Raw genomic sequence first — 22,432 nt, 5'->3', positions numbered from 1 at the left:
CGGATCCTGCGCAGCGTGCACGCGGCCGACGCCGGGAAGGTGATGAACCCGATGCAGTGCCGGGGCCAGGTCGAGGGCGGGGTCGCGCAGGCCCTGGGCGCCACGCTCTTCGAGACCGTCCGGGTCGACGAGCGGGGCGAGGTCACCACCGCCGCCTTCCGCCGCTACCGCCTCCCCCAGTACGCCGACGTGCCGCGCACCGAGGTCCACTTCACCGAGACGTCCGACGCGATCGGCCCGCTCGGCGCCAAGTCGATGAGCGAGAGCCCCTTCAACCCGGTGGCCCCCGCCTTCGCGAACGCCCTGCGCGACGCCACGGGCATCCGCTTCACCGAGCTGCCGGTGACCCGCGACCGCATCTGGCTCGCCCTCGACCGGCAGCGCAGGGGAGTCGGCCGATAGCCCAGGCGATTGTGAGAGATCAGCTCGTAGAAAGGCCACAGATGCGACGAGAATCATAGATTCATGTGGCAATTACGGTTCCCTGATCCGGCGGCCGGGTAGCACTGCGCGCAGCCGCAGCACCGACCGCCGCGAGGGGACCCCCGATGATCCGACCGAGCGCCGCACCTCAGGCCATGCCCGTCACCAGGCCTACACCTCCCGGCTCCTTCGAGCTGTGGGGGGAGGTGCTCCATTCCGTTACGCTCACCGTCGCCGATCTGCGCGAGGGGTGGGACCAGCACCGGGCCGAGGTCGCCTTCGACTGCGCCACGGCAGGGCCGCAGCACCACACCTTCACGGGCCCGCTGCTGCGCGAGGTCATGGCCGTGGCACGCCCCGGCTTCGACCCCGCCCGCCGCAAGGAACGCTCCCGCTTCCTGGTGTCCGTCAGCGGCGGCGACGGGCACCACACCGTCCTGTCCTGGGCGGAGATCGACGCCGACTTCGGCAACGCGCCCGTGCTGCTCGCGACCCGCATGGACGACGAGGATCTCGAGGCCACCGGCACCCAGCTCGTCGTCCCGTCCGACCGCTGTGGCGCCCGGTACGTCAGCGCGGTCACCGGTATCTGGATCGGCTCCCACCGGCTTCCCGGCACCCCTCCGTCCGAGGGCTGAGATCACCGGGCGGCATTCGCCGTTGATTCCTCCAAGTGGAGTCTCATTCGCGATGGAGGGTCCTACGGGTTTGTTGCAGATGAGAGCCATGGAGCCCTACGGTGTCGCATATGCAGTCCTACACCATCGGGCAGGCCGCTCGTCTGCTCGGCGTGAGCCCGGACACCGCGCGACGCTGGGCGGACGCGGGCCGGGTCGCGACCCACCGCGACGAGAGCGGCCGGCGCGTCATCGACGGCAAGTCGCTGGCCGCGTTCTCCGTGGAGATCGCGCAGGGTGACGACGATGCGTCGTACACGACGGCGCGCAACGCGTTCCCGGGCATCGTCACGGCGATCAAGCTCGGTGACATCGCGGCCCAGGTCACCATCCAGGCCGGGCCGCACCGGCTCGTCTCTCTGCTGACTCGTGAGGCCGTGGAGGAGCTGGGACTGGAAGTCGGCATGCAGGCCACCGCCCGCGTGAAGTCGACCAGCGTGCACATCGACCGCACCTGATCCCCTGACCCCTCACGCAGTACCGCAGGAGCTTCGGCCGTCGGCGCGGCCGGCCTCTCACCGCACCTTCCGTTCGTCCCCAAGGAGTCCAGACCCTCATGTCCCTCACCCTCACCAGACGCCGCACCGCTGCCGCCGTCCTCACCGCCGCTCTGCTGGTGCCGCTCGCGGCCTGCTCGTCGAGCGACGACACCAAGAAGGACACCGGCGGCACGACCGCCTCCGGCTCGGTGAGCGCCGCGCCGTCGGCGAACCTGACCGTCCTGGCGGCCGCGTCCCTGACGGACGTGTTCAAGACGGCCGGTACCGCCTACGAGAAGTCCCACCCGGGCACGAAGATCACCTTCTCCTTCGCCGGCTCGCAGGAGCTCGTCGCCCAGGTCGCCCAGGGCTCTCCCGCCGACGTCCTGGTCACCGCCGACACCAAGAGCATGGACAAGGTCAAGGCCGACACGGGCACCCCGGCGGTCATCGCGAAGAACCGGCTCGTCATCGCCACCGGCAAGGGCAACCCCTTCAAGGTCGACGAGCTGAAGGACCTCGCGGACACCAAGCTCAAGGTCGTCCTCGCCGCCCCGGAGGTGCCGGCGGGCAAGTACAGCAAGAAGGTCCTCGACGCCCAGAAGATCACCGTGAAGCCGGTCTCCCAGGAGCCCAACGTCCGCGCGGTGCTCAGCAAGGTCGAGCTGGGCGAGGCCGACGCCGGACTCGTCTACAAGACCGACGCCGAGAGCGCCAAGGACAAGGTCGACGCCGTCGAGATCCCCGACGCCCAGAACGCCGTCGCCCAGTACCCGGCCGCCACCCTGAAAGACTCGAAGAACGCCGAGGCCGCCGCCGCGTTCGTCACCTGGCTGTCCTCGCCCGAGGGGCAGAAGATCCTCCAGGACGCCGGCTTCCAGAAGCCGTAACCGACCGGGATCGCACAGATCGCAAGAGGCTGCCTGTATCGGGGGAACGGGCAGCCTCTCCGCTTTTCTCCTCATGTCTTCGGGACCATCGATGAAACGAGTAGGTGTACGAACCACGGGCGCGCGTCCGCCCCTCACCCTGGCGCTGCCCGCGCTGGCGGCCGTGGCGTTCCTGACCCTCCCGCTGGTCGGCATCCTCGCGCGGACCGAATGGGGCGAGCTCGCCGGCCACCTGAGCTCACCGGGCACCGTCCAGGCGCTGAAGCTCTCGCTGCTCGTCTCGTTCTGGGCGCTCGGCCTCTCCCTTCTGCTCGGCGTCCCGCTGGCCTGGCTCCTCGCCCGGGTGTCCTTCCCCGGCAAGGCCCTCGTCCGCTCGCTGGTGCTGCTGCCGATGGTGCTGCCGCCCACCGTCGGCGGTGTGGCGCTGCTGCTCGCCTTCGGGCGGCGCGGGCTCCTCGGGCCGTGGCTGGAGTCGACGTTCGGCATCACGCTGCCGTTCCACACCTCGGGCGCCGTCCTCGCCGCGACCTTCGTGGCCATGCCGTTCCTGGTCATCAGCCTGGAGGGCGCGCTCGGCGGACTGCGGCCGCGTTACGAGGAGACGGCGGCCTCCCTCGGCGCCTCACCGGTCCGGGTCTTCTTCACCGTCACCCTGCCCATGGTCGCGCCCGGCGTCATCGCGGGCGCCGCCCTGACCTGGGCACGCGCGCTGGGCGAGTTCGGCGCGACGATCACCTTCGCCGGGAACCTGCCCGGCACCACCCAGACCCTTCCCCTCCAGGTCTACCTGCTGCTGCAGGACGCGCCGGAAGCGGCGACCTCCGTCTCGCTGCTGCTGCTCGCCATCGCCATGGCCGTACTCGTCGCCCTGCGCGGACGATGGACCGGCACCCCGAGTGAGCGGGTACGGGCCACGACCACTCTCCCGGACGCCGCGGACCCGACCCCCGACGAGCCGCTGGCAGAGGTCGCCTTTCCCGCCCCCTCCGGCGAACGTTGGTCCCTGCACGCCGAGGTCACCGGCTTCACCCACCTCACTCTCGACGCCGAACCGGGCACCACCATCGCCGTCGTCGGCCCCAACGGCGCCGGCAAGACCACCCTCCTCCGCGCCCTCCTCGGCCTCACTCCCCGCGCCCACGCCGAACTCCGCCTCGGCTCCGTCGACGTCACCGGCCTGCCCCCGCACCGCCGCCGGGTCGCCTGGGTGCCGCAGGACGGCGCCCTCTTCCCCCACCTGACGGCACTCGCCAACACCGCCTACGGCCTGCGCGCCCAGGGCGTCCCGCGCGCCGAGGCCCGGCGCGAGGCCCGGACCTGGCTCGACCGCCTCGGCGTCGGCCACCTGGGGCACAGGAAGCCGGCGCAGCTCTCCGGCGGCCAGGCCCAACGCGTCGCCCTCGCCCGGGCGCTGGCCGCCCGGCCCCGGCTCCTCGTCCTCGACGAACCGCTCGCCGCCCTCGACCAGACCACCCGCGCCCACGTCCGCCACACCCTGCGCACGCACCTCGCGCGCTTCGGCGGCGTCTGCCTCATCGTCACCCACGATCCCGTCGAGGCCGTCTCCCTCGCCGACCGCGTCCTCGTCCTCGACGACGGGCGCGCTCTCCAGGACGACAGCCCCGCCGAAGTCACCCGGCACCCGCGCTCCCCGTGGGTCGCCCGGATGCTGGGCCGCAACGCCTGGCCCGGCAAGGTCACCACGGACGGCCTCGCGCTCGACGCGGGCGGCACCCTGGTGACCGCCGACCCGCTGGAGCCCGGCACCGAAGCCGTGGCCGTCATCGCCCCCGAGGCGGTGTCGGTCCACCGCGAGAAGCCGGCCGGCAGCCCTCGTAACGTCTGGCCCGGCACCGTACGCGAGATCACCACCAGCGGCAGCCGCCTCCGCGTTCTCGTCGTCTCCGACGAGGCCCCCGACCTCATTGCCGAGATCACCCCCCAGGCCGCCGCCGAACTCGGCCTCGCCGACGGCGTCCCCGTCTGGACCAGCGTGAAGGCAACCGAGACGACGGTCGTCGCCCTCTGAACGTCCAGACCCCGGAGATTGCGAGAAGGACATGACGAAAAGCGACGCCCGCTCCGTGCGCGACTGGCTGCGTGCCATCGAGGTCTTCGCCCGGCCACTGCCCGAGTTCGCGCCGGACCAGGCCCCCTCGGAACCCGTGCCGCTGTTCCTGGCATGGCTGAGGGAGGCGGTCGAGGCCGGCGTTCCCGACCCGCACGCCATGACCCTGTCCACGGTCGACGAGACCGGAGACCCCGACGCCCGCGTCCTCATCCTCAAGAACGTCGACGCCTCGGGCTTCCAGTTCGCCATGCACGCCGCAAGCCCGAAGGGCATACAGCTCGCGGGTACGCCGCGCGCCGCGCTCACCTTCTACTGGGCGGAGTTCGGCCGTCAGGTCCGCGTCCGCGGCGCGGTCCGGCCGGAGTCCGCGGGCCGCTCGGCCGCCGACTTCCTCGCCCGCTCGGCCACGGCCAGGGCGGAAGCCCTGCTCGGCCGGCAGAGCCGCTACCTGACCGATCCGGAGGAGCGCGACCGCGCTCTCGAGGAGAGCCTGGCCCGGGTGGAGGCCGACCCCGGTCTCCTCGACCCGGCCTGGACGCTGTGCACCGTCGTCCCGGACGTCGTGGAGTTCTGGCAGGCCGCCGCGACCCGCGTCCACGTCCGGCTGCGCTACGAGCGGGAAGCCGCCGGCTGGCAGCGACGACAGCTCTGGTCCTGAACCGAGGACCTCGGCATCATCCACGGGGCAGCAGCAGCGGTGCCGGACTTCCGTCGGCCCAGTGTGGTCCGATCGCGGCCAGTGCGTCTCCGATCGCGGCGCCGCGCAGGAAGGCGGCGCGATGCCCCGCGGCGATCCGGCAACCCTCGTCGGTCCACGAGACGGGCACGAGACGTGTGTGCCCCGGTGCCACCTTGGCTTTGCCGTGCACAGGCATGAGGGGAAGCCGGGGGAGCGCGCGGCCGGAAAGGCCGGCGACGAGAGGGCCGAGGAGAGTCCGGGCGGCGACCAGTGCCGCGTACGGATTGCCCGGCAGGCCCACCACCCAGCGTTCCCCGGGAAGTTCGGCGAGCAGCATGGGGTGGCCGGGACGGCAGGCGACCGTGTCGACGACCATACGTGCGTCGCTGTGGGCGAGGAGATGCCGTAGCTGGTCGGTGGTGCCGACCGAGGTGGAGCCGGTGACCACGATGACGTCGGCCCCGTCGTGACCGTGGACTTCACGTGCCAGCCGACCGCGGGGGTGGTCGGGCACGTGGCACAACGCGGTCGTCTCGCCCCCGAGTTCGGTGACGAGGTCGGGAAGGAGGGGGCCGAGTGCGTCGCGGACCCGCCCGGGTCCGGGGACACCGGCGTGGTCCAGTTCGTCGCCGGTGACCAGGACGGCGACGTGGGGCCGGGGCCGTGCCGGCAGGGTGTCGTGACCGGCGGCAGCGGCCAGCCCGACGAGTGCTGGCTCGATGCGGGTCCCGGCAGGAGCGAGACGGTCGCCGACCGCAGCGTCCTCACCGGCGCGCCGAATGTGGCGGCCTTCCGAGGGGGCGGAGCCGGACACTTGGCCGCGGGCGATCGTCGCGACCTCCAGTGGCACGACCCCGTGAGCGCCGGGCGGGACGAGAGCTCCCGTGGAGATGCGGACGCACTCGCCGGGTGCGAGGGTCCCCTGCCACGCCGTGCCCGCGCGCGCTGTTCCCCGGATGGTCCAGGGTGGAGGCCCGGACACGGCGTAGCCGTCCATGGCTGCGGTGTCGAAGGCGGGGTGGGGGCTGAGGGCGAGGAGGTCGCCGGCGAGCGTGAGCCCTGTGGCGTCGCCCAGAGGTACGCGGAGCGGGGGCACAGGACGTGCGGCGCGGTGGGCGCGTATACGGGCCTCTTCCCACGGCACCGCTTGCGGATGCTGCGATGCTCCCACGGTGGGCGGGAACGGTTCGGCCACGGCGGAGACGGTTACGGGAGGCATGGTCTCCACACTCCACGGCCGGTGTTTCCGGTCGCGGCCGGCCTCATGTCCCCGACACGCCGATCGGCTCACAGGCCGCGGGGACGGGCCGTGAGCTGCCCGTCTTCCGTACACCGACGAGGGCCGTGTCCCATCCGGGAGCACGGCCCTCGTCGTACAGCGGAAGGATCAGGCGGCGGAGAGGGAGATCTCGGTCGACTTGATCAGGGCGACGACGGACGTGCCGGCGTTCAGGCCGAGGTCCTCGACGGCGTCCTTGGTGATGGCGGCGGTCAGTTCCCCGCCCTCGACGGAGACCTTCACCGAACCCATGGCGCCACCGGTCGAGACCTCGGTGACGGAGCCGGCGAGCTGGTTGCGGATGGAGATGCCCTCGACCGGGCCGGTCGCGAGGGCGACCTCGGTGGACTTCACGAGGGCCTGGACCGCGGAACCCTCGGCCAGACCCAGGTCCTTGACGGCGTCGGCGGTGATGGCCGCGGTGATGTCCTGGCCGCCGGCCAGGCGCACCTTCACCGAGGCCATGGCCTCGCCCGTGGTGACGGCCGTGACGGTGCCGGGAAGCTGGTTACGGATGGACAGGGTCATGGAAACACGCCTCACAAAGCCAGAAAAAGAGCAGGAGTCACTTCCGTGACTTGCGTCGTCTCCATCGACGCTACCGGAAGGAGAAACGACTGCGGTGACCCGCGTCTCATCCACCAGCCGAACGGACGCATTGAGCTTGCTTATTCGATAAATGATCGAAGAAGCGTGCCCCTTCCAGTCATCCCTGCCCCGACCTGCGGATACCTTCTCTGCCGACCTCCCAGGGAGCCTGTGAGGGGGCTTAGGGGAAGCAGCTGCGCCCCTTTCGCATCGTCATTGGTTCCAGCTGCCAGTCGGCATCTGGGATTTCGGCCCAGTTGCGAGGAGGCAAGGTCATTCGTCCAAAAGGGTTTGGGCGATGAACCCACCCGGGCGCACGCCGCCGGGAACGGCGAACACCGCTGACGTCTCGTGCACCACATAGCGCGACAGGGCGTCGCTCCGCGACAGCCGACGCTGGACGGGGATGAAGGCGGTACGTGGGTCCTGCTGCCAGGCGGTGAAGAGCAGCCCGGCGTCCGGAGTGCCGTCCGGCCGGATGCCGTCGTGGTACGACCAGCTGCGGCGGAACATGGCGGCGTCGCCGTGGGCGGCCGGGGCGGCCAGCCGAATGTGAGCGTTGGCGGCGATCACCGGAACGCCGTCGGGCCGGACCGCCACCAGGTCGACGGGGGTGCGTTCGGTGCCGCCGGTCAACGGGGCGCCATCCGCTGCGCGTCGGCCCAGGGCCTGCTCACGGTGGTCCTGGGGCAGGGTGTCCCAGTGGTCGAGCAGCATGCGGATGCGGCGGACGACGACGTACGAGCCGCCCACGAGCCACGGCGGGGCGCCCGCCCCGGAGGGGATCAGGGCGTCGCGCGGGTCGGGGTTGTTGGTGCCGTCGATCTGCCCCATCAGGTTGCGGCGGCCGTCGGCGGCTGTGAAGCCGGTCATCGTCCAGCGCAGGCGGGCCTCGCCGTGGGCGAGGCGTTGGAGCGTGCGCAGGACGTGGGCAGCGACCTGGGCGTCGTCGGAGGCGATCTGGGCCAGGAGGTGTCCGCCGCTGCGCGCGGGCACCAGCTCGTCGCCGGGGAAGGCGGGGAGAGCGGTGAGCGCTTCGGGTCGTGCCGTCTCCAGGCCGGGCCGGTCGAAGAAGCCGGGGCCGAGGCCGATGGCGAGGGTGAGGCCGGCGGGGTCGGTGCCGGCGAGGACCCCCGTCTCGGCCGCCCTCGATCCCGGTGGCTCGTTCTTCGGGTCGGGTGCTTCCCCCTGCGTGAGGCGCTCGGCAGCAGACGTCCAGCGCAGCAGCAGCGCCGCCGCCCGGCCCCGGTCGGTGTCGGCACGGAGGTCGAACGCCGCCATGCGCACATGACGCCGACGGGGTGTCAGGACGCCTGCCTGGTGCGGCCCGTGGAACGGGATCGTCGTGCCACCGGCAGGGTTTCCGCCGCTGCCCCGGAGGGCTGCCGCAGCAGCGCCTCCCGCCGCGAGCGCGGCGCCGGCGGCCGTACCGAACAGCACGCGGCGCGAGACCCCGACGCGGGGAGAGGGGCCGACGCCCGGCCCGCCGTCTCCGCCGGTGTCAGCCGCCGACACGTGCGGACCCGGAGCCGCCGTCGACGAGCGCGTCCACGGTCCCGACCCAGAGCTGGTTCAGCTCGGAGACGTACCGGCCGCCGCGTGTGTCCTGCGGGACCACCAGACGCGGACCTTCCGCCGCGTCGAACGGCTTTCCGTCCTCCGAGACCGCCAGCAGGATGCGGGACTTGGCGAAGCCGGGGTCGAGCTCGGCCCAACCGAAGACGGCCCGGTAGTCGCCGCCGCCGGTCGCCGCGACGACGCCGCGCAGCTGTCCGTTCTTCTTCGACTCGTCGAAGCGCGGCTGCGCGTCCTTGAGGACGTCGTGCAGCAGGACGCCCTGGTAGGTGTGCTTCTGACGGCCCTTCGCGCTGGTGTACTCCACCTGCACGGACACCTGCGGCCGAGACCGCAGGTCGGCGAGGGTGACGGTGTACGGCTTGTCCACCTGACCCGCGATCCGCACCTCGCCGGGAGCCAGTGGGGCCACGGACGCACTGGTACCGGCACTCGGGAGCGTGGTCTGTGGAGCAACCGACCCGGCCTGCTTTGCGGAAGTGCCGTCGGAGCACCCGGCGAGCAACGAGATGGCCATACCGGTACCGACGACATATCCGGCCCATGGCGCGCGACGGTTCATGACGAGACTCCCTCCCCGCGGTTGCACCTGATGCACAGATGCGCCCTCCCTCAGCCCCGTAGGCTGGCGAATACTCGCTGAAAGATACCTATGGAACGGCAGATGTCACCGCCGCGCGAAGGGGTTCTGGGAATCCTCCACACTGGCTTTCCCGGTATCGGAGGAAGCCACATCCATGCGGATCGAACGGTCGGAGGCCTGGTGTGCCTGCCGGTCCTACTCGTCCTCCTGGTACGAGTGACGCTGCTCCGCCCAGGGGTCGGCGACGTTGTGATAACCACGCTCTTCCCAGAAACCACGGCGGTCCTGAGTCATGTACTCGAGACCGCGGAGCCACTTCGGCCCCTTGTAGCCGTAGAGGTGAGGCACGACGAGACGGAGCGGGAAGCCGTGCTCGGCGGTGAGGGGTTCACCGTTGCGATGGGTGGCCAGAAGGGTCCGCTCGGAGGCGAAGTCGTCGAGACGCAGGTTGGCGCTGTAGCCGTACTTGGCCCACGCCATGACATGCGTCACCTCAGGGGCGGGCGGCGCGAGCCCGAGCAGCGCGGAGGCCGGCACGCCGAAGAACTCGTGCCCGAGGGTCGTGGTGCCGGAAGCGCAGTGCAGTTCGGCGGTGATCGTGGTGGTGGGCAGGGCCTTGACCTCGTCGAACGTCCAGACGTGCTTGTCGCCCGTGGCGGTGGCGCCGAAGACCTGAAGATTCCAGCGATCGGCGCGGAACCGGGGGACGGGGCCGTAATGGGACACCGGCCAGCCCTTCACCACGCGCTGTCCGGGAGGCACGGCTTCGTCTTCCATCACGGACCTCGCACTCGTCTCGTTCCGGATCCGCATCGGCGAGATGCGGCCAGCTACTCGCCTTGCAGATGTGCCCCTAGATGGCCCTTTGCCCTCTTGGATGATCCACTGTACCGACGCCCCGCGGGAGGGATGTTTTCTGTGTCTGGATCCAATCGTCTCGGCGGGTCGGCGGCTGCTTGACTGGCTTGCGTCGGCCCCGAGGCGGAGGAGTGGCTCTCGCCGTCTCCGGCCGGTCGGCCAGAAGGGCCCTGCGTGCTGTTCGCGGTGTTCGGCGCGCAGGGGCCCTTTCCGGTTCCCCTGCCGATGTGCCCGGCGCGACGGCCGCAGATCCGGCGCGAGGCACCCTGGCATATGCCTGCTTTCAGGCGCATCCTTGCAACAGATGCCACTGTAAATATCCTGAGTGGCTCGAAAGTGAGGAGAGTGCGATGGCGGTGGTCGTGGTGCGAGACCGGGAGACGGAGGACTCGAAGAGGGTCGATGGAGTCCTCGCCGCAGAGGGTCTGACCATTCGCCACGCCGAGGCCGGTCCGCCGCCGACCATCGACCTGAGTGGCGTCGAAGGCCTGATCGTTCTGTCCGGGCCCGCCTCCCCGGATCTCACCGAAGGGGCCCTGCTCCGGGCCGCCCTCGCGGCGACGGTGCCGGTCCTCGCCCTCGGCCCGGGTGCCCGCCATCTCGCCGACCCGCACGGTCGTGGCACGGAAGGCCCGGCCGCCTCGCCCGCCCGTGGAAGGGTCACGCTGACCACGTCCGCGGACCTCGACCCCCTGTTCACGGGCAGCGGTCCGCTTCCTGAACTCCCTCCCGCAGCAGACCCCTTCGCCGCACCGGCCGATGCCGTCACGCTGGCCGTGTGCGATGGAGCCACACAGCAGGCGTTCCGCCTCGGGAACAGCGCCTGGGGCGTCCGGTTCTTCGCCGCGGCGCTGCTCGACCCCTGGGGCGAGGTCCTCCTGCGCCGGTTCGCGGCGCTCGTGACGGCCCGTGCCGAGCACACCGCCACCCGCGCCTTCTTCACCCACCGCGCGGAGGCCTGGGAGGAGCGCTTCGCCTACCAGGCGCCGGCGTACGAGGCGGCGGTGGCGCGGATGAAGCTGGAACCGGGCGCCCTGGCCCTGGACCTCGGCTGCGGGACAGGGCGAGCCATGCCCGCGCTGCGGAAGCAAGTCGGCCCCGCAGGGCGGGTGGTGGGCATCGACGTCACGCCGGCCATGCTGGCCTCGGCCGCCCGGTACGCCCGTGGCCGCCACGGCCACCTCCTGGCCGCAGACTGCAATCGGCTCCCCCTGCCCGACCGTTCCGTGTGCGGCATCTTCTCCGCGGGCCTCCTCGACCACCTTCCCGCCCCGCGCACCACACTTCTCGAGTGGGCCCGCGTCGGAACGCCCGGAGCCGTCCTGCTGCTGTTCCACCCCTCGGGCCGCGCCGAACGCGCCGCCCGCCACAACCGCCCCCTCGACCCCGACGACCTGCTCGCGGAGGAAAACCTGCGCCCCGCGCTGGAAGGGACGGGCTGGCAGCTCGACGAGTACGAGGACGCCGCGGGCCACTTCCTGGCCCGCGCCGAGCTGCCTGGATGACCCGCCTCACGCCAGTGGTCGACCGGCACTGTCAAACCTCCTAGCGGCAAATACCCACTGGGACGGACGAACATCCAGGCATTCGTGAGGCCATTGTGCGATTCAGGCCGCAGATGCAGGATGGGAGATGCGGGCGTCGGCGCGGAGGCGCCCGCACAAGCCGCCCCAGGTCGGCCCACCCCGCCCTCCGCATCCGCTGTTCCTGCTCACGAGGCGAGGTCAGACAGATGACGACACGTACCCACGACGGCAGTGCCGGTGACGTCGACTACGGCACCATCGGCTCCGGCTACTCCACCTATCGCCGCCCGGACGGGCGCATCGCCCGCTTCATCGCCAGAGCCCTGGGAGGCGGCCGAACCGTCCTCAACGTCGGCGCCGGCGCCGGCTCGTACGAGAACATCGGCGGCACGGTGACCGCCGTCGAGCCGTCGGCCTCCATGCGGGCCCAGCGCCCGACCGGGCTCCCCCCGGCCGTGGATGCCGTCGCCGAGAACCTGCCCTTCGCCGACGGTTCCTTCGACGCCGCGATGACGCTGTTCAGCGTCCACCAGTGGAGCGACGTCACGGCAGGTCTGCGGGAGATGCGCCGCGTCACCAGCGGCCCCGTGGTGATCCTGACCTGCGACCCGACCCTCGTCCGGGACTTCTGGCTGTACGAGTACGCGCCCGAGGTCCTCGACACCGAAGCCCGCCGCTACCCGTCCGTCGACGAGATCGTGGCCGCTCTGGGCGGCGACGCCACCATCGAGGCCGTGCCCATCCCGCTCGACTGCACCGACGGATTCAACGAGGCGTACTACGGACGCCCCGAAATGCTCCTCGACCCCGCCGCCAGGCAGGCGTGCTCGGCCTGGAGCTTCGTCGACGACAACGCCCGCGAACACTTCGACCGCACACTCCGCCGCGACCTCGAAGCGGGAGTCTGGGACGAACGCTTCGGCCACCTGCGCACTCGCCCGACCTACGAAGGCTCACTCGTCGTCATCCGTGCCACTCCAGAGGGGCGACCGACCGTGCTGTCGGAGGGCTGAAGCCGTCGCTCTGGCAGGTGGGAGAACCAGCCAACTTCGCAAACAGCGAGCATCTCAGAAAAGGGTGAAGGGAGGCGGCCGCGGGTGAGATAGAGCTCATCGATGAGGAGGGCCGGCCAACGCTGCTTAAACCGTGTTCCATGTGGTGAGGCCCGCTGGCTCAACCACCGCTACGAGCTTCATCCCCGCGACTCCCTGGCGTTTCTCGGTCTCGCCGAAGCCGTCTGCTGCTACAAACGGCTCCTCAAACTGACCATGCAGGACATGGTCTCAGCTTGACTCTGTCGGGGATCTTGGAGTTGCCCGGTGCGTCGGCGTGATTGGTGGGCATGCTCGGGGTGTTCCGAGAGCCTATGCAGTTGTCGAGGTGCCTGTTGTCGCTCCGTCCTCGTTCGGGTGAGCAAGTTCCGCTTCTGACCGCACAGATCGCGCGGGCGAGCAACCCGGGCGGTACGGCGGCGATGTGGGTGAGAGACCGCCTGGACGGGCTGTGGCGTGACGAGGACTTCGCTGACGGGTATCCGCGTGACGGGCGTCCGGGTCTCTCGCCTGCCCAGCTGGCCACTGTCTGTGTGCTGCAGTTCGTGCTCGGTCTGTCGGACCGGCAGGCCGCCGAGGCGGTGCGCTGTCGCATCGATTTCAAGTACGCCATGGCCATGGAGCTGGACGATCCCGGCTTCCACCACAGTGTGCTGGCCGACTTCCGCGACCGTCTCACCGAGGGCGATCGCGCCGACCGCCTCCTCGACGTCGCGCTGGCCCGCCTGAAGGAGGCCGGTCTGGTCCGCGAACGCACCACACAGCGCACCGACTCCACCCACGTCCTGGCCGCGGTGCGCGACCTGACCCGGCTGGAGATGGTCACCGAGGCGGTCCGCGCCGCACTGGAAGAAGTCGCCGGCACCATCCCCCATATGCTGGACGAGCTGGTCGACGAAGACTGGGGGCGCCGCTACGGCCGCCCGGTCCGCCTGGGCAAGAACCCCACCAAGCCCAAGACCAGGATCCTTGCCACGGGAAACGACGCCGTCCGGCTCCTGGAACACCTCTACCGGCACAGTGCGGACCGCGCGTCGGGCCCTCGTGTCCAGGCCCTGCGCCAGATCATGGTGCAGAACTATCACCTCGACGCCGCGGGCCACCTGCGCTGGCGCACCGCCGTGACCGAAGCCGGACCCGGGCTGCCGCCCTCGTCCCGGGCGATCGTCTCCCCATACGACACCTCGGCCCGCTATGCCCGCCACGGGCACATCATCAACTGGAAGGGGTTCTCCGCCCATCTGACCGAGACCTGTGCTCCCGACGGCCCCAACGTGATCACGGACGTGGCCACCACCGCGTCCACCACCCACGACAGCAACGTCCTGCCCGGCATCCACGCTCGCCTGCACCGCCGCGGCCTGCTGCCCGCCGAGCACCTGGTCGACAGCGGCTACACCTCCCTGCCCCACTTGGAACAAGCCGCACGCGACCACCAGGTCACCGTCTCCGGGCCGCTGCGGGGTAATCCCACCCGGCAACACCGCCAAGGCGAGGGCTTCGCCCGGGACGACTTCCACATCGACTACGACCATCAGCAGGTCACCTGCCCCCAGGGGCAGGTCAGCCAGGGCTGGCACGGCCCCTACCCGACATCCTCGCCCACCGCGGCCCCGCTGATCGTGGCCAGGTTCACCAAGAGCCAGTGCCAGCCCTGCCCGGCCCGCGCACAGTGCACCACCTCCCGCGAAAGCACCCGCACCGTCGGCTTTCCCCCGCGAGAACTCCGCGACCTGCAACTCCGTATCCGTGCCGAGCAACAGACACCCGAGTGGAAGACCCGCTACGCGGTCCGCTCCGGAGTGGAAGGCACGGTCAACGAGTTCGCCCACGGCCACGGTATGCGCCGCTGCCGCTACCGAGGACAGAGCAAAACCCACGTCCAGCACGTCCTGACCGCCATCGCCATCAACATCGAGCGCCTGAGCGGTCTCTCACCGACCGAGGAAGCGCCCCCTCCCCGCCGGCCGACCGCCTTCCAGAGTTACCTCGACCAGCGTGAGATCCCCCGGCCAAAATCCTGGCGCACCCTGGGCACCTGACCTCGGCAACTCCAAGATCCCCGACAGAGTCAAGCTCAGTGCGGTCGAGCCACGCTCCTCCGGATCACTCTGTTGCTGACCCGGAGAGCTCGCCCCAGTCGGGCAGCCGAGGACGTGGGCAGTTCACCGCTCTCCAATGCACACGCGTGAAGAAGATCGCGCGCATGTCCCTCCTTCTCGGGGGACACCAGAGCCATGAAGCGGGCGTTCGTCAGACACTCGCGGGCGGCGTATCCGTCGGCGGAGTGGATGGTTCGGCTGTACAGCTCCTCGGTGACACGGTGCGCCGCGCGGCTGTCGGGTTGGGCGCAGAGGTCCAGGACGGTCAGCCCGAGCCGAGTATCGAAGACGGTCATGCCGATCTCGGGTTCGCGCTGTGTGTAGGTGTCCACCAGCTCGGCGAGCAGGCCGTCGACGGGACGGCGTACGGCTCGGTGACACATCACTGTCAGGCAGGAGGTGATGGCGTTCTCCCAGGGCTCGCCGGGAGCCGTCTGGGCCAAGAGGCCGACGGCGTGGCCGGGATCGCTGCCAAGAGCGGCGAGTACGGCGACCTGTCGACCGTCCAGCATCCGCAGTCCGATGCCGCTGTGCTTTTCGATGTGGGCCAGGGCTTCGGTCCAGCGGCCGGCGGCGGTGAGGGTGCGGGTGCCGTCGGCCAGGATCACCCGCCACAGCCAGGCGCGTACCTCGTCGCGATCGGCGTTGCCGGTGGTCAGGGCGGCAGGGATGTGGATGCCCTCGAACTGGGCGGCGGTGGCGTTGCTGACGGCGTCGAAGAGGGCGAGGAGGCGGTGGCGGCCGTCGTCGGTGTTGCCAGCGCGGATCTGGAGGCGGGCGAGGTTGACCACCGGTTCCAGGGCCCGGATGGCGGTCATGCCGGGGAGGGGCGCGGCGTGGAGGTAGGCGGCGGCGTGCTGGTGACACCACTCCCGTGCGAGATCGGGGAGGCCGAGGTCGGAGGCGAGGAGCGCCGCCTGGTTGTAGACCGCGGACGCCAGGCCCTGGTCCGCCTTTGCTTCTGCTGTGGTGGAGAGTTCGACCAGGGCGCGGATGCGCTGAGGGAGGGGCAGACAGGCGGGGCGGAAGCGGGAGATGAGGGGGAAGCGCCGGGTTATGGGGTCGTACGGATCCATGAGGTCTCCCTGAGAGGGAACGGTACGAGGGAGCATGGCGGGGCCCGCCGCCGGGTGGCGGGCCCCGCATCGCGGTCTACTGCCAGGCGACGAGGACGCGGTTCAGCGGCGTGTCGAGGACGAACACGTCGGGCCGCTGCTCGACCGGGGGCGCGTCGAGCGGAAGGAGTTCGAACGTGGCTTCCCGGTCGCGGTACTCGCGGTCCCAGGTACGGATGGCGTCGGCCACCTTGGAGGTCAGCTTGTCGCTGCCGGGGCCGTGGCCGATGACGCCGAACTCCCAGAGCTTGTCGCCCTCGGGCGTCTTCTCGTCCAGCAGGCGCCGGGCCAGGTAGGTGAGCGCGCCCCTGTCCACGGCGGCCGTGGCCGACGGGTAGGGGTCGTCGGTGAGGACGGTGCCCTTGGCGTTCTGCGGGAACAGCATCCGGATCAGGCCGGAGGGCACGGAGCAGGAGACGAACAGCTCCATCCACTCCGGGCTCTCCATGGCGCGGACCTTCATCCCGGTCCACTCCTCGATCCGGGGCTGTTCCAGGACGCCGACGAGGGCGTCGGCGTCGATCTGCTGTCCGGCGGGGGCCTGGAGGCGCACGGTGCTCTGCGTGGAGAGGGGGATGAGGCGGCGGTCGTCGTCGGCGATGCCGCGCCGCAGCGGCATGAAGGTGTTCATTTGCGAGCCGGACGAGATCCAGCGGCCGTCGCGCTCCTCGTAGACGATGGAGCGCGAGACGCTGCCCTTGAGCCGCTGCGGGGTGACGAGCCGGCCGCCGGGGGCGAGTTGGTCGAGCCAGGCGGGCGGGATGCCGTGCGCGCCGACCGTGGCGATGATCCGGTCGTACGGTGCTCCCTCGGCGTGGCCGAGGGCTCCGTCACGGGTCAGGGCCTCGACGTTGGTGAAGCCGGCGTCGGCGAGGTGGGTGCGGGCGCCTTCGACCAGGTCGTCGTCGACGTCGAGGGTGGTGACGTGCCCGTCGGGGCCGACGAGGTGGCCGATGAGGGCGGCGTTGTAGCCGGTGCCGGCGCCGAGTTCGAGGATGCGCTCGCCGGGCTGGGCCTGGAGCTGGTCCAGCATGAGGGCGACGACGCTGGGCTGGGAGGCGCAGGAGATCGACGTGCCGTCGGAGTCGTACTTGATGTTCACCGGCGCGTTGGCGTAGGCGTCGGTGAGTGGCGCGTCGGGGACGAACCGGTGCCTTGGGACGGTACGCAGGGCGTTTTCGACCTCGGGGGTTCGGGCGTGGCTCTCGGCCTTGATCTGGTCGACCAGGGCGTTGCGCAGGCGCGCGGCCTCGGCGTCGGGTGTGGTGAGTGTGTCGGTGTTCACCGCGCTGACGCTATCGGCGGCGGAACTGTTCGCCTGGGTGGACGCGGTGTTGTCACTCGATCCCATGACTGCCTCTCGTGCGATGTGGAACAGGGTGTGCTGGTCTGCGGAGGGCAGGCCGGCGCGGTTGGCGTGAAAGATCACGTGGTGGGCCATGACGGCGCGCAGTCCGCGGGTCAACTCGCCCTGCGCGGCGAGGTAGGTGAGGGTCGTGCCCGCCCGTTCGAACGCGGCGATCCACTCCGCGTGGCCGTCGAGCGGACCGCCTGCGCGGCACAGGCTGCGCGCCTCGGTGGACATCAGCTTCCGCATCGCTGGCAGCAGGACGGCAGACCGCTCGGGGGCCGGCCCGCCGGGGAGAGGGCGCAGCTCGGCGGCCTTGCTCCACACGTCGCCTTGCTCGAACCAGTCGAGATTGGCGGCGCGCATCATGCTGCTCATCAGCAGGATGCTCGTCTCGGCCCGTCCCAGGCGCCCGGGGCCGGGCTGATGGGTGAGGAGGTGGCGGCTGTCCTCGTGGAAGAGGTTGTGTGCGGCCGTCATGGCGGCCTGGCCTCCGAAGGCGTCTGTCTCCGGCTCGTAGATCCCGGTCGTCCAGGAGCTCGCGATGCCGTCGGCGACCAGGTCGTCCAGCAGCTTCTCTACGGCAGGCACCGGGCGTTCGGCCAGGTAACGGAGCGGCCAAGGCTGCTTATTCATGTACCACCAGCCGCTGAGCTGCCGGTCGGCCTCCGCCTCGTGCATCGCGGGGGCGAGGCGTTCGGCGATGGCGGCTCGCGCCCTCTCCCGGTCGGGGAAGGTGATCTGGTGCTGTTGCCAGTGGTCGGCGGGCATCCGGGTCCTCTCGGGGTCAGGCGATGAGCAGGAAGGCGTCCCAGCCGGTGCGGGGCGGCGTGGTGCCGGAGGCGGCGAGGGCTCCCAGCGCGGTGCCGGCGGCGCCGTCCAGGAGTCCGGGACCGGTAGCGCTGTTCACGAGGGTGGCGCTCGCTTCCTTGATGGCTGCGCCTGGCGGCAGCAGCGTGGAGAGCAGGGCGGGCAGAGTGGCGCGAAGCTGTGTGGCGGTCTCGGGGGTGGCGTCGGCGGCCGTACGGGCGGTGAGGTGGGCGAGCCCGGCGAAGCCGTGGCAGAGACCGGTGTCCGTGGTGGCCCGCAGTTGTGCAGGGTCGGTGAGGGAGTCCAGGAAGGCGCTCTCGGCGGCCGCCCGCCGGGTGGAGTCCCCGAGTGCCAGGGCGGCGAGCTGCTGGGCGCGCGCCAGACCTGCGGTGCCGTAGCACCAGGAGGGACGCCGGGGCGCCGTGGGGGCGAGGCGACCGGTGCGTAGCTCGTCGCGGGTGACCCAGTACGGCCATCTCCGGCTCTGCGGGGTGTTCGTCTCCCAGCGGTCGAGCCAGGACAGGATGGTGCGCATGGCCTCGTGGTGGCCGTTCACGGTGGTGCCGCGGCAGGCGGAGAGCGAGAGCAGGGCCAGGACGGAACCGATGCCGTGGGCCATGCCTGTGTTGCCGTGGCCGCCGGGGAAGCGTTCGTCCCGCCGCCCGGAAGGTCCGGTGAGCGTCCACCATCCCGGGAGGACATCCCCGTCGTGGGTGATGGGTTCGACCAGGCGCACGCAGTACTCGAGGACCAATCGCAGCGTCGGGCCTACGGGGTCGCGGCGCAGGAGGTAGCGACCGAAGCCGGCCAGTCCGCGGATGGCGTCGAACTCGGCGAGCGCCGGGAACTGCCCGGCGTCGATCCTGCGGTGCGCGGCGTCCAGGCGCACGCGGACGTCGGCGAGCACCTGCCGGTCCAGCAGGTCGAGATCGCGCTCGTAGGCGCCGGGGAGGCCTTCGGCGGTGCAGGCCAGGACGTGAGCGAGTGCGGGAGCGCCGTAGAAGGGGTGGCTGTCAGCGCCGCTGGTGAACGGCCGACGGGCGGCGGCCGCCAGCCAGTCGTGGGCGCGCTGCCAGGGACCGAGGCCGTGCGCGGCCCGCTCGATGTGGAGCAGGGCGATGCCGATCGGGCCGAGGGCCAGATGCTGCCGGGTTCCTTCGGCGGTCACAGCGGCAGGTGCGGTGTCGGGGTGGGCCAGGAGGTCCGCGATGCCCGTGGACAGTGCCAGAGCCGTGGGGTCGTTCACTGCGGCCTCCCCGACCGGGCCTTGAAGGCCAGAGCGGCGGCGCGGGCGAGGTAGAGACAGATCTCCTCCTCGGGGAAGTTCACCGCCACGTGCCGTACGAAGTGGGTGTGCAGTAGCGAGGTCAGGGCATCGTCCAGGGCGACGCCTTCGGTGTGCGGGCCCGGCAGGTGGGCCCGGTAATCGGTAAGAGCGGCAGCGCGGTCGGCCCATCCCGCCACGATCGCCGCGCCGCCAGGGACGGCGCGGAGCGCCGCCCAGTCGCCGTGCGGGTCGGCGAGGCGGACGGCTTCGGCGAACTGCGGCCGGGGGATCGGCTCCGGTGCCCGGTGCGGAATGTGGTCGATCAGCCAGCGCGCGCCGGCCTCCGCGCTGCCGAGGAACGCCGAGGTGATCGCGAACGTGTGCGCAGCCACCAGCGTGCGCTGCTGTGGGCGCCGGGGCTGGAAGAGCTGGGCGACCACGGCGCGCGAGTCCGCCTGGAACACCTTCTCGGCGGCGTCCCACGCCGGCCCGGAGCCCCAGCGGCCCATCTCCCGGTAGGAGGTGGGGTACCGCAGGTCCGCCAGCAGTCCGGCCGCCTGCAGTTCGGCGGCCCAGGTGCTCACCGTGCGGGCAGTGTCGGCGAAGTCGCCCGGGCCCGCCAACGCGATGCGCAGGCGAAGGTGCTGGTCGGGGTCGCGGAAGCGGACGAACCACCACGGCGGCGCGCCGAGTCGGCGGATGAGGTCGGGGACGTGCCGGGCCAGGATGGTGTCCTGGCGGCGCAGGTCCCCGTACAAGGAGGCCAGCAGCACCGAGGACGTCCCTGGCATCTGCGTCTGGGCATGCGAGAGCGTGCGGGCTGGGTTGGGCTGGGGCAGTGACGGCCACGTGGTGGGCCGGGTTGCCTTGAGGGGGACGACGATGTCATGGGCCCGCCCCTGGCTCCAGCCGTACGCCTCCGGCTGGGGCGCTTCAGTGAGCACCGCGGCGGAAGTGCGGTCGAGATGCTGGCGCAGCAGACTCCGGTGGGAGGGCTGGGCGAGATCGAGGGGGAGCAGCCGGTCGTCCTGAACGATCTGTACGTGCTGGGGCAGGCGCCAGCGGTTGCGCCACCCGACCAGGGCGAGGCTCCATTCCGCGGTGGGACGGTCCCGGCCGGGCAGGTCGGCCGCATTCAGCTGCCACCGGGCCGGGGCGATCACGGTTCGGCCGTAGCGCAGGCGCGGGAGGAACGGCATGGCAGCGGCGGCGCCCCAGTCGAAGACCGTGACCTGGGCGCACTGGGCGCGGGAGATCTCGGTGAGCAGCCGGGCCAGGGGCGGGGTGTGCTCGGTGAGGTTCAGCGCGTGCATCCCCACGGCCTCGATGCGGCGGCCGAGACCGGGGGCGGCCAGGTACATCCGGCGGCCGTCGCAGCCCACCGCGAGGTCGGCCGGGGTGAGCACGCCGGGAGCGGGTTCCCGGTGCTCTTGGAGGCTAATGAGGAGCGGCAGGACGCGAGGGGTCCGGGTGACGTGCGCGGTGTCGGGCAGGAGCGGGGGGAAGGAGAGCTGGGCGGGATCGGTACCGGCATCGGCCGTGGGCAGATCGGCCAGTTCTGCGCACAGCGCCTCTCGTGCGGAGGGGGCAAGGACGCTGGCGAAGCGGCCGGTGCCCACCCCGACCCCGCGGGACACGCTCATGACCTCCAGGGTGAATCGGCCGCTTCGCGCCTCCTCGACGCTCCTCGCGTGCAGCCGCACGCCGACCTCCAGGTGCGGCGGCACCCGCGGTTCCTCCGGCCCTGCGTCCAGGGCGGTCACCAGCTCGTCGGTGAGCACCACTTCGTCGCGTCCATCCAGCGCGGCGGTCTGGACGAGCCGGACCAGCACGTCGTCGCGGGAAGAGATACGCCGGCGGCGGGCACCCGCCGGGGTGCCCGGATACCCGTCGGGATAGCCGATCCCGCTGTCGGCGACCACATCGAGCAGCGGCACCAACGTGCCGATGCCGTAACGCTCGTAGAACCGCTGGTGATACTCCCCCCACCCCCGGGTTCCATACGGGCGGGCGCTGAGACGCGTGAGCACGGTCGCGGCACGCTCGACTTCGCGCGCCACCTCGTCCGGAAGCCGAAGCTGCGCATCGAGGCGGAGGTCGAGCGCCAGGGGGTGCCGACGAAGGCCCGGCACCATCTCCCGCATCCGGGCCGCTACCGCTTCTCGGTCGGCCGCAGAGTTGCACTGCCGCAGCCCCGCATGGACGGCGTGCAGGTCCCGGATCGCCTGGGTCAGTGGGGCGAGGGCATCGCCCTGGGCCTCGTCGAGCTGCGCAAGGACGTGCGCCAGGGCATCGGTCTCGGTGGCCGGCGCCTGGAGGTTGGTGATGAGCGCGTCTCGCCGGATGAGCCCTGCCAGTAGCCCGTGTACCCGCTCGGGCATCACGCCGGGGAACTCCGCCTCAAGCTTCTCGGCCAGGGCCTCGAACCTGATCGGCGCTTCCGCTGCGGCGAGGACACTGCGTACCGGGGCAGACAGCTCGATCGCCGCCTCCACCGCCCGGCGCCGACCGGGCCGCCCGTCGTGCTGGTACGGGACGATCAGGTGGCCGTCCCGTACGAAGGCTGTGCTGTTGACCACGACGGACAGGAGCGGCAGCAGCTCCCCGCTCTTCTCCAGCTGCTCGACCAGCCGGGACAGCCACTCGGCGCCGGCTCGCGCGACGACCACATGGTCCTTGCCCCAGACGGCATCCGTCCGATCGCCGAAGGTGGTGGTGGTGACGCCGGCAAACAGACCGAACGGGGTGGGCCTGCGCCCTGCTCGAAGGAGGTAGCGGGCCAGGGAGAGCCCGATGCGCCGTACCTCGCGCCCGGAGGGCGCCGTGGCCGTGCACAGTGCCTCGACCTGGGCGCCCAGGTCCGGGCTGGCGTGCTGCACGGCCTCGGCCAGAGCGGACTCGCTCCAGACGGTGCGCACCCAGGCGAGACGGTCAGCCGTGGTCTCTTCCTCCCCGGCAGCGGTGAGGGAACGGTCGTCGAAGCTCGGGAAGAAGAGCTCGGCCATGGCCGGCCGCGCGACGGCGCGAACGACAGCGATCGCGCTCGCCCGGAATGCCGGTGGTGCGGTCACGGGTACCTCCTTGAGCCGGACAGGGGAAGGGGCGGCTGG

The 22,432-nt window shown here is 71.3% G+C and carries 18 protein-coding genes; 9 read left to right on the top strand and 9 right to left on the bottom strand.

Annotated features, from left to right (window positions below; translation table 11 throughout):
• The 6 genes from ACZ66Z_RS05730 to ACZ66Z_RS05705 all read left to right on the top strand — a co-directional run.
• On the top strand, positions 1 to 402 hold a 402-nt coding region (locus ACZ66Z_RS05730), incomplete at its 5' end, for a molybdopterin cofactor-binding domain-containing protein (RefSeq protein WP_469932725.1).
• Positions 403 to 548: 146 nt separating this feature from the next.
• A complete protein-coding gene (locus ACZ66Z_RS05725) occupies positions 549 to 1,061 on the top strand; it encodes a molybdopterin-dependent oxidoreductase (protein WP_469932724.1) in 513 nt (170 codons plus the stop codon).
• Positions 1,062 to 1,171: 110 nt separating this feature from the next.
• A complete protein-coding gene (locus ACZ66Z_RS05720) occupies positions 1,172 to 1,558 on the top strand; it encodes a TOBE domain-containing protein (protein ID WP_469932723.1) in 387 nt (128 codons plus the stop codon).
• Between the two features lie 98 nt (positions 1,559 to 1,656).
• Positions 1,657 to 2,469: a molybdate ABC transporter substrate-binding protein gene (gene modA / locus ACZ66Z_RS05715; protein ID WP_469932722.1), complete on the top strand. Its 813-nt coding sequence runs from the start codon at positions 1,657 to 1,659 to the stop codon at positions 2,467 to 2,469.
• A 91-nt stretch (positions 2,470 to 2,560) separates the two neighbouring features.
• Entirely contained in the window at positions 2,561 to 4,498 is a 1,938-nt protein-coding gene (locus ACZ66Z_RS05710; protein ID WP_469932721.1) for an ABC transporter permease, read from the top strand.
• Between the two features lie 31 nt (positions 4,499 to 4,529).
• The gene (locus tag ACZ66Z_RS05705) at positions 4,530 to 5,198 is read left to right on the top strand and encodes a pyridoxine/pyridoxamine 5'-phosphate oxidase (protein ID WP_469932720.1); all 669 of its coding nucleotides are present in this window, start codon (positions 4,530 to 4,532) and stop codon (positions 5,196 to 5,198) included.
• A gap of 16 nt (positions 5,199 to 5,214) precedes the next feature.
• Here the strand turns inward: ACZ66Z_RS05705 and ACZ66Z_RS05700 are convergent, their stop codons facing one another.
• From ACZ66Z_RS05700 to ACZ66Z_RS05680, 5 genes are all read right to left on the bottom strand, one after another.
• On the bottom strand, positions 5,215 to 6,438 hold the full coding sequence (locus ACZ66Z_RS05700) for a molybdopterin molybdotransferase MoeA (protein WP_469932719.1): 1,224 nt from the start codon (positions 6,436 to 6,438) through the stop codon (positions 5,215 to 5,217).
• Positions 6,439 to 6,606: 168 nt separating this feature from the next.
• Positions 6,607 to 7,026: a TOBE domain-containing protein gene (locus tag ACZ66Z_RS05695; RefSeq protein ID WP_469932718.1), complete on the bottom strand. Its 420-nt coding sequence runs from the start codon at positions 7,024 to 7,026 to the stop codon at positions 6,607 to 6,609.
• Between the two features lie 333 nt (positions 7,027 to 7,359).
• The gene (locus ACZ66Z_RS05690; protein WP_469932717.1) at positions 7,360 to 8,367 is read right to left on the bottom strand and encodes a Dyp-type peroxidase; all 1,008 of its coding nucleotides are present in this window, start codon (positions 8,365 to 8,367) and stop codon (positions 7,360 to 7,362) included.
• Positions 8,368 to 8,587: 220 nt separating this feature from the next.
• Positions 8,588 to 9,073 carry a molybdopterin-dependent oxidoreductase gene (locus tag ACZ66Z_RS05685; protein WP_469932716.1) on the bottom strand — a complete coding sequence of 162 codons (486 nt, stop codon included), beginning with the start codon at positions 9,071 to 9,073 and terminating at the stop codon, positions 8,588 to 8,590.
• A gap of 366 nt (positions 9,074 to 9,439) precedes the next feature.
• A complete protein-coding gene (locus ACZ66Z_RS05680; RefSeq protein WP_469932715.1) occupies positions 9,440 to 10,057 on the bottom strand; it encodes a molybdopterin-dependent oxidoreductase in 618 nt (205 codons plus the stop codon).
• Positions 10,058 to 10,452: 395 nt separating this feature from the next.
• Here ACZ66Z_RS05680 and ACZ66Z_RS05675 point away from each other — a divergent pair, with 395 nt between their 5' ends.
• From ACZ66Z_RS05675 to ACZ66Z_RS05665, 3 genes are all read left to right on the top strand, one after another.
• Positions 10,453 to 11,607 carry a class I SAM-dependent methyltransferase gene (locus ACZ66Z_RS05675; protein WP_469932714.1) on the top strand — a complete coding sequence of 385 codons (1,155 nt, stop codon included), beginning with the start codon at positions 10,453 to 10,455 and terminating at the stop codon, positions 11,605 to 11,607.
• 227 nt (positions 11,608 to 11,834) lie between these two features.
• Positions 11,835 to 12,641, top strand: a complete 807-nt coding sequence (locus ACZ66Z_RS05670; RefSeq protein ID WP_469932713.1) for a class I SAM-dependent methyltransferase — start codon at positions 11,835 to 11,837, stop codon at positions 12,639 to 12,641.
• Positions 12,642 to 12,970: 329 nt separating this feature from the next.
• A complete protein-coding gene (locus tag ACZ66Z_RS05665) occupies positions 12,971 to 14,722 on the top strand; it encodes an IS1182 family transposase (RefSeq protein ID WP_469932712.1) in 1,752 nt (583 codons plus the stop codon).
• A gap of 35 nt (positions 14,723 to 14,757) precedes the next feature.
• On the opposite strand, the gene ACZ66Z_RS05660 is transcribed toward ACZ66Z_RS05665, so the two are convergent.
• The 4 genes from ACZ66Z_RS05660 to ACZ66Z_RS05645 form a co-directional block, all read right to left on the bottom strand.
• Positions 14,758 to 15,858 (bottom strand): hypothetical protein, encoded by a 1,101-nt coding sequence (locus tag ACZ66Z_RS05660; RefSeq protein ID WP_469932711.1) that lies wholly within the window; start codon positions 15,856 to 15,858, stop codon positions 14,758 to 14,760.
• A 76-nt stretch (positions 15,859 to 15,934) separates the two neighbouring features.
• On the bottom strand, positions 15,935 to 18,016 hold the full coding sequence (fxlM, locus tag ACZ66Z_RS05655; RefSeq protein ID WP_469932710.1) for a methyltransferase, FxLD system: 2,082 nt from the start codon (positions 18,014 to 18,016) through the stop codon (positions 15,935 to 15,937).
• A gap of 16 nt (positions 18,017 to 18,032) precedes the next feature.
• Positions 18,033 to 19,301 (bottom strand): lanthionine synthetase C family protein, encoded by a 1,269-nt coding sequence (locus tag ACZ66Z_RS05650; protein WP_469932709.1) that lies wholly within the window; start codon positions 19,299 to 19,301, stop codon positions 18,033 to 18,035.
• Complete coding sequence (locus tag ACZ66Z_RS05645) at positions 19,298 to 22,327, bottom strand: lantibiotic dehydratase (RefSeq protein ID WP_469932743.1); 3,030 nt, start codon at positions 22,325 to 22,327, stop codon at positions 19,298 to 19,300. Before ACZ66Z_RS05645 ends, ACZ66Z_RS05650 begins: the two co-directional genes overlap by 4 nt.
• Positions 22,328 to 22,432 lie beyond the last annotated feature (105 nt).

Source organism: Streptomyces sp. NPDC107498 (assembly GCF_055582805.1).
This window is presented reverse-complemented; position numbering and strand designations above follow the sequence as displayed.

Excerpts from the sequence above, each read along its gene's own strand:
- ACZ66Z_RS05725 (WP_469932724.1), top strand. The coding sequence starts at position 549 with ATGATCCGACCGAGCGCCGCACCTCAGGCCATGCCCGTCACCAGGCCT.
- ACZ66Z_RS05720 (WP_469932723.1), top strand. The coding sequence starts at position 1,172 with ATGCAGTCCTACACCATCGGGCAGGCCGCTCGTCTGCTCGGCGTGAGC.
- modA (WP_469932722.1), top strand. The coding sequence starts at position 1,657 with ATGTCCCTCACCCTCACCAGACGCCGCACCGCTGCCGCCGTCCTCACC.
- ACZ66Z_RS05710 (WP_469932721.1), top strand. The coding sequence starts at position 2,561 with ATGAAACGAGTAGGTGTACGAACCACGGGCGCGCGTCCGCCCCTCACC.
- ACZ66Z_RS05705 (WP_469932720.1), top strand. The coding sequence starts at position 4,530 with ATGACGAAAAGCGACGCCCGCTCCGTGCGCGACTGGCTGCGTGCCATC.
- ACZ66Z_RS05700 (WP_469932719.1), bottom strand. The coding sequence starts at position 6,438 with ATGCCTCCCGTAACCGTCTCCGCCGTGGCCGAACCGTTCCCGCCCACC.
- ACZ66Z_RS05695 (WP_469932718.1), bottom strand. The coding sequence starts at position 7,026 with ATGACCCTGTCCATCCGTAACCAGCTTCCCGGCACCGTCACGGCCGTC.
- ACZ66Z_RS05690 (WP_469932717.1), bottom strand. The coding sequence starts at position 8,367 with ATGGCGGCGTTCGACCTCCGTGCCGACACCGACCGGGGCCGGGCGGCG.
- ACZ66Z_RS05680 (WP_469932715.1), bottom strand. The coding sequence starts at position 10,057 with ATGCGGATCCGGAACGAGACGAGTGCGAGGTCCGTGATGGAAGACGAA.
- ACZ66Z_RS05675 (WP_469932714.1), top strand. The coding sequence starts at position 10,453 with ATGGCGGTGGTCGTGGTGCGAGACCGGGAGACGGAGGACTCGAAGAGG.
- ACZ66Z_RS05670 (WP_469932713.1), top strand. The coding sequence starts at position 11,835 with ATGACGACACGTACCCACGACGGCAGTGCCGGTGACGTCGACTACGGC.
- ACZ66Z_RS05665 (WP_469932712.1), top strand. The coding sequence starts at position 12,971 with ATGCTCGGGGTGTTCCGAGAGCCTATGCAGTTGTCGAGGTGCCTGTTG.
- ACZ66Z_RS05660 (WP_469932711.1), bottom strand. The coding sequence starts at position 15,858 with ATGGATCCGTACGACCCCATAACCCGGCGCTTCCCCCTCATCTCCCGC.
- fxlM (WP_469932710.1), bottom strand. The coding sequence starts at position 18,016 with ATGCCCGCCGACCACTGGCAACAGCACCAGATCACCTTCCCCGACCGG.
- ACZ66Z_RS05645 (WP_469932743.1), bottom strand. The coding sequence starts at position 22,327 with ATGGCCGAGCTCTTCTTCCCGAGCTTCGACGACCGTTCCCTCACCGCT.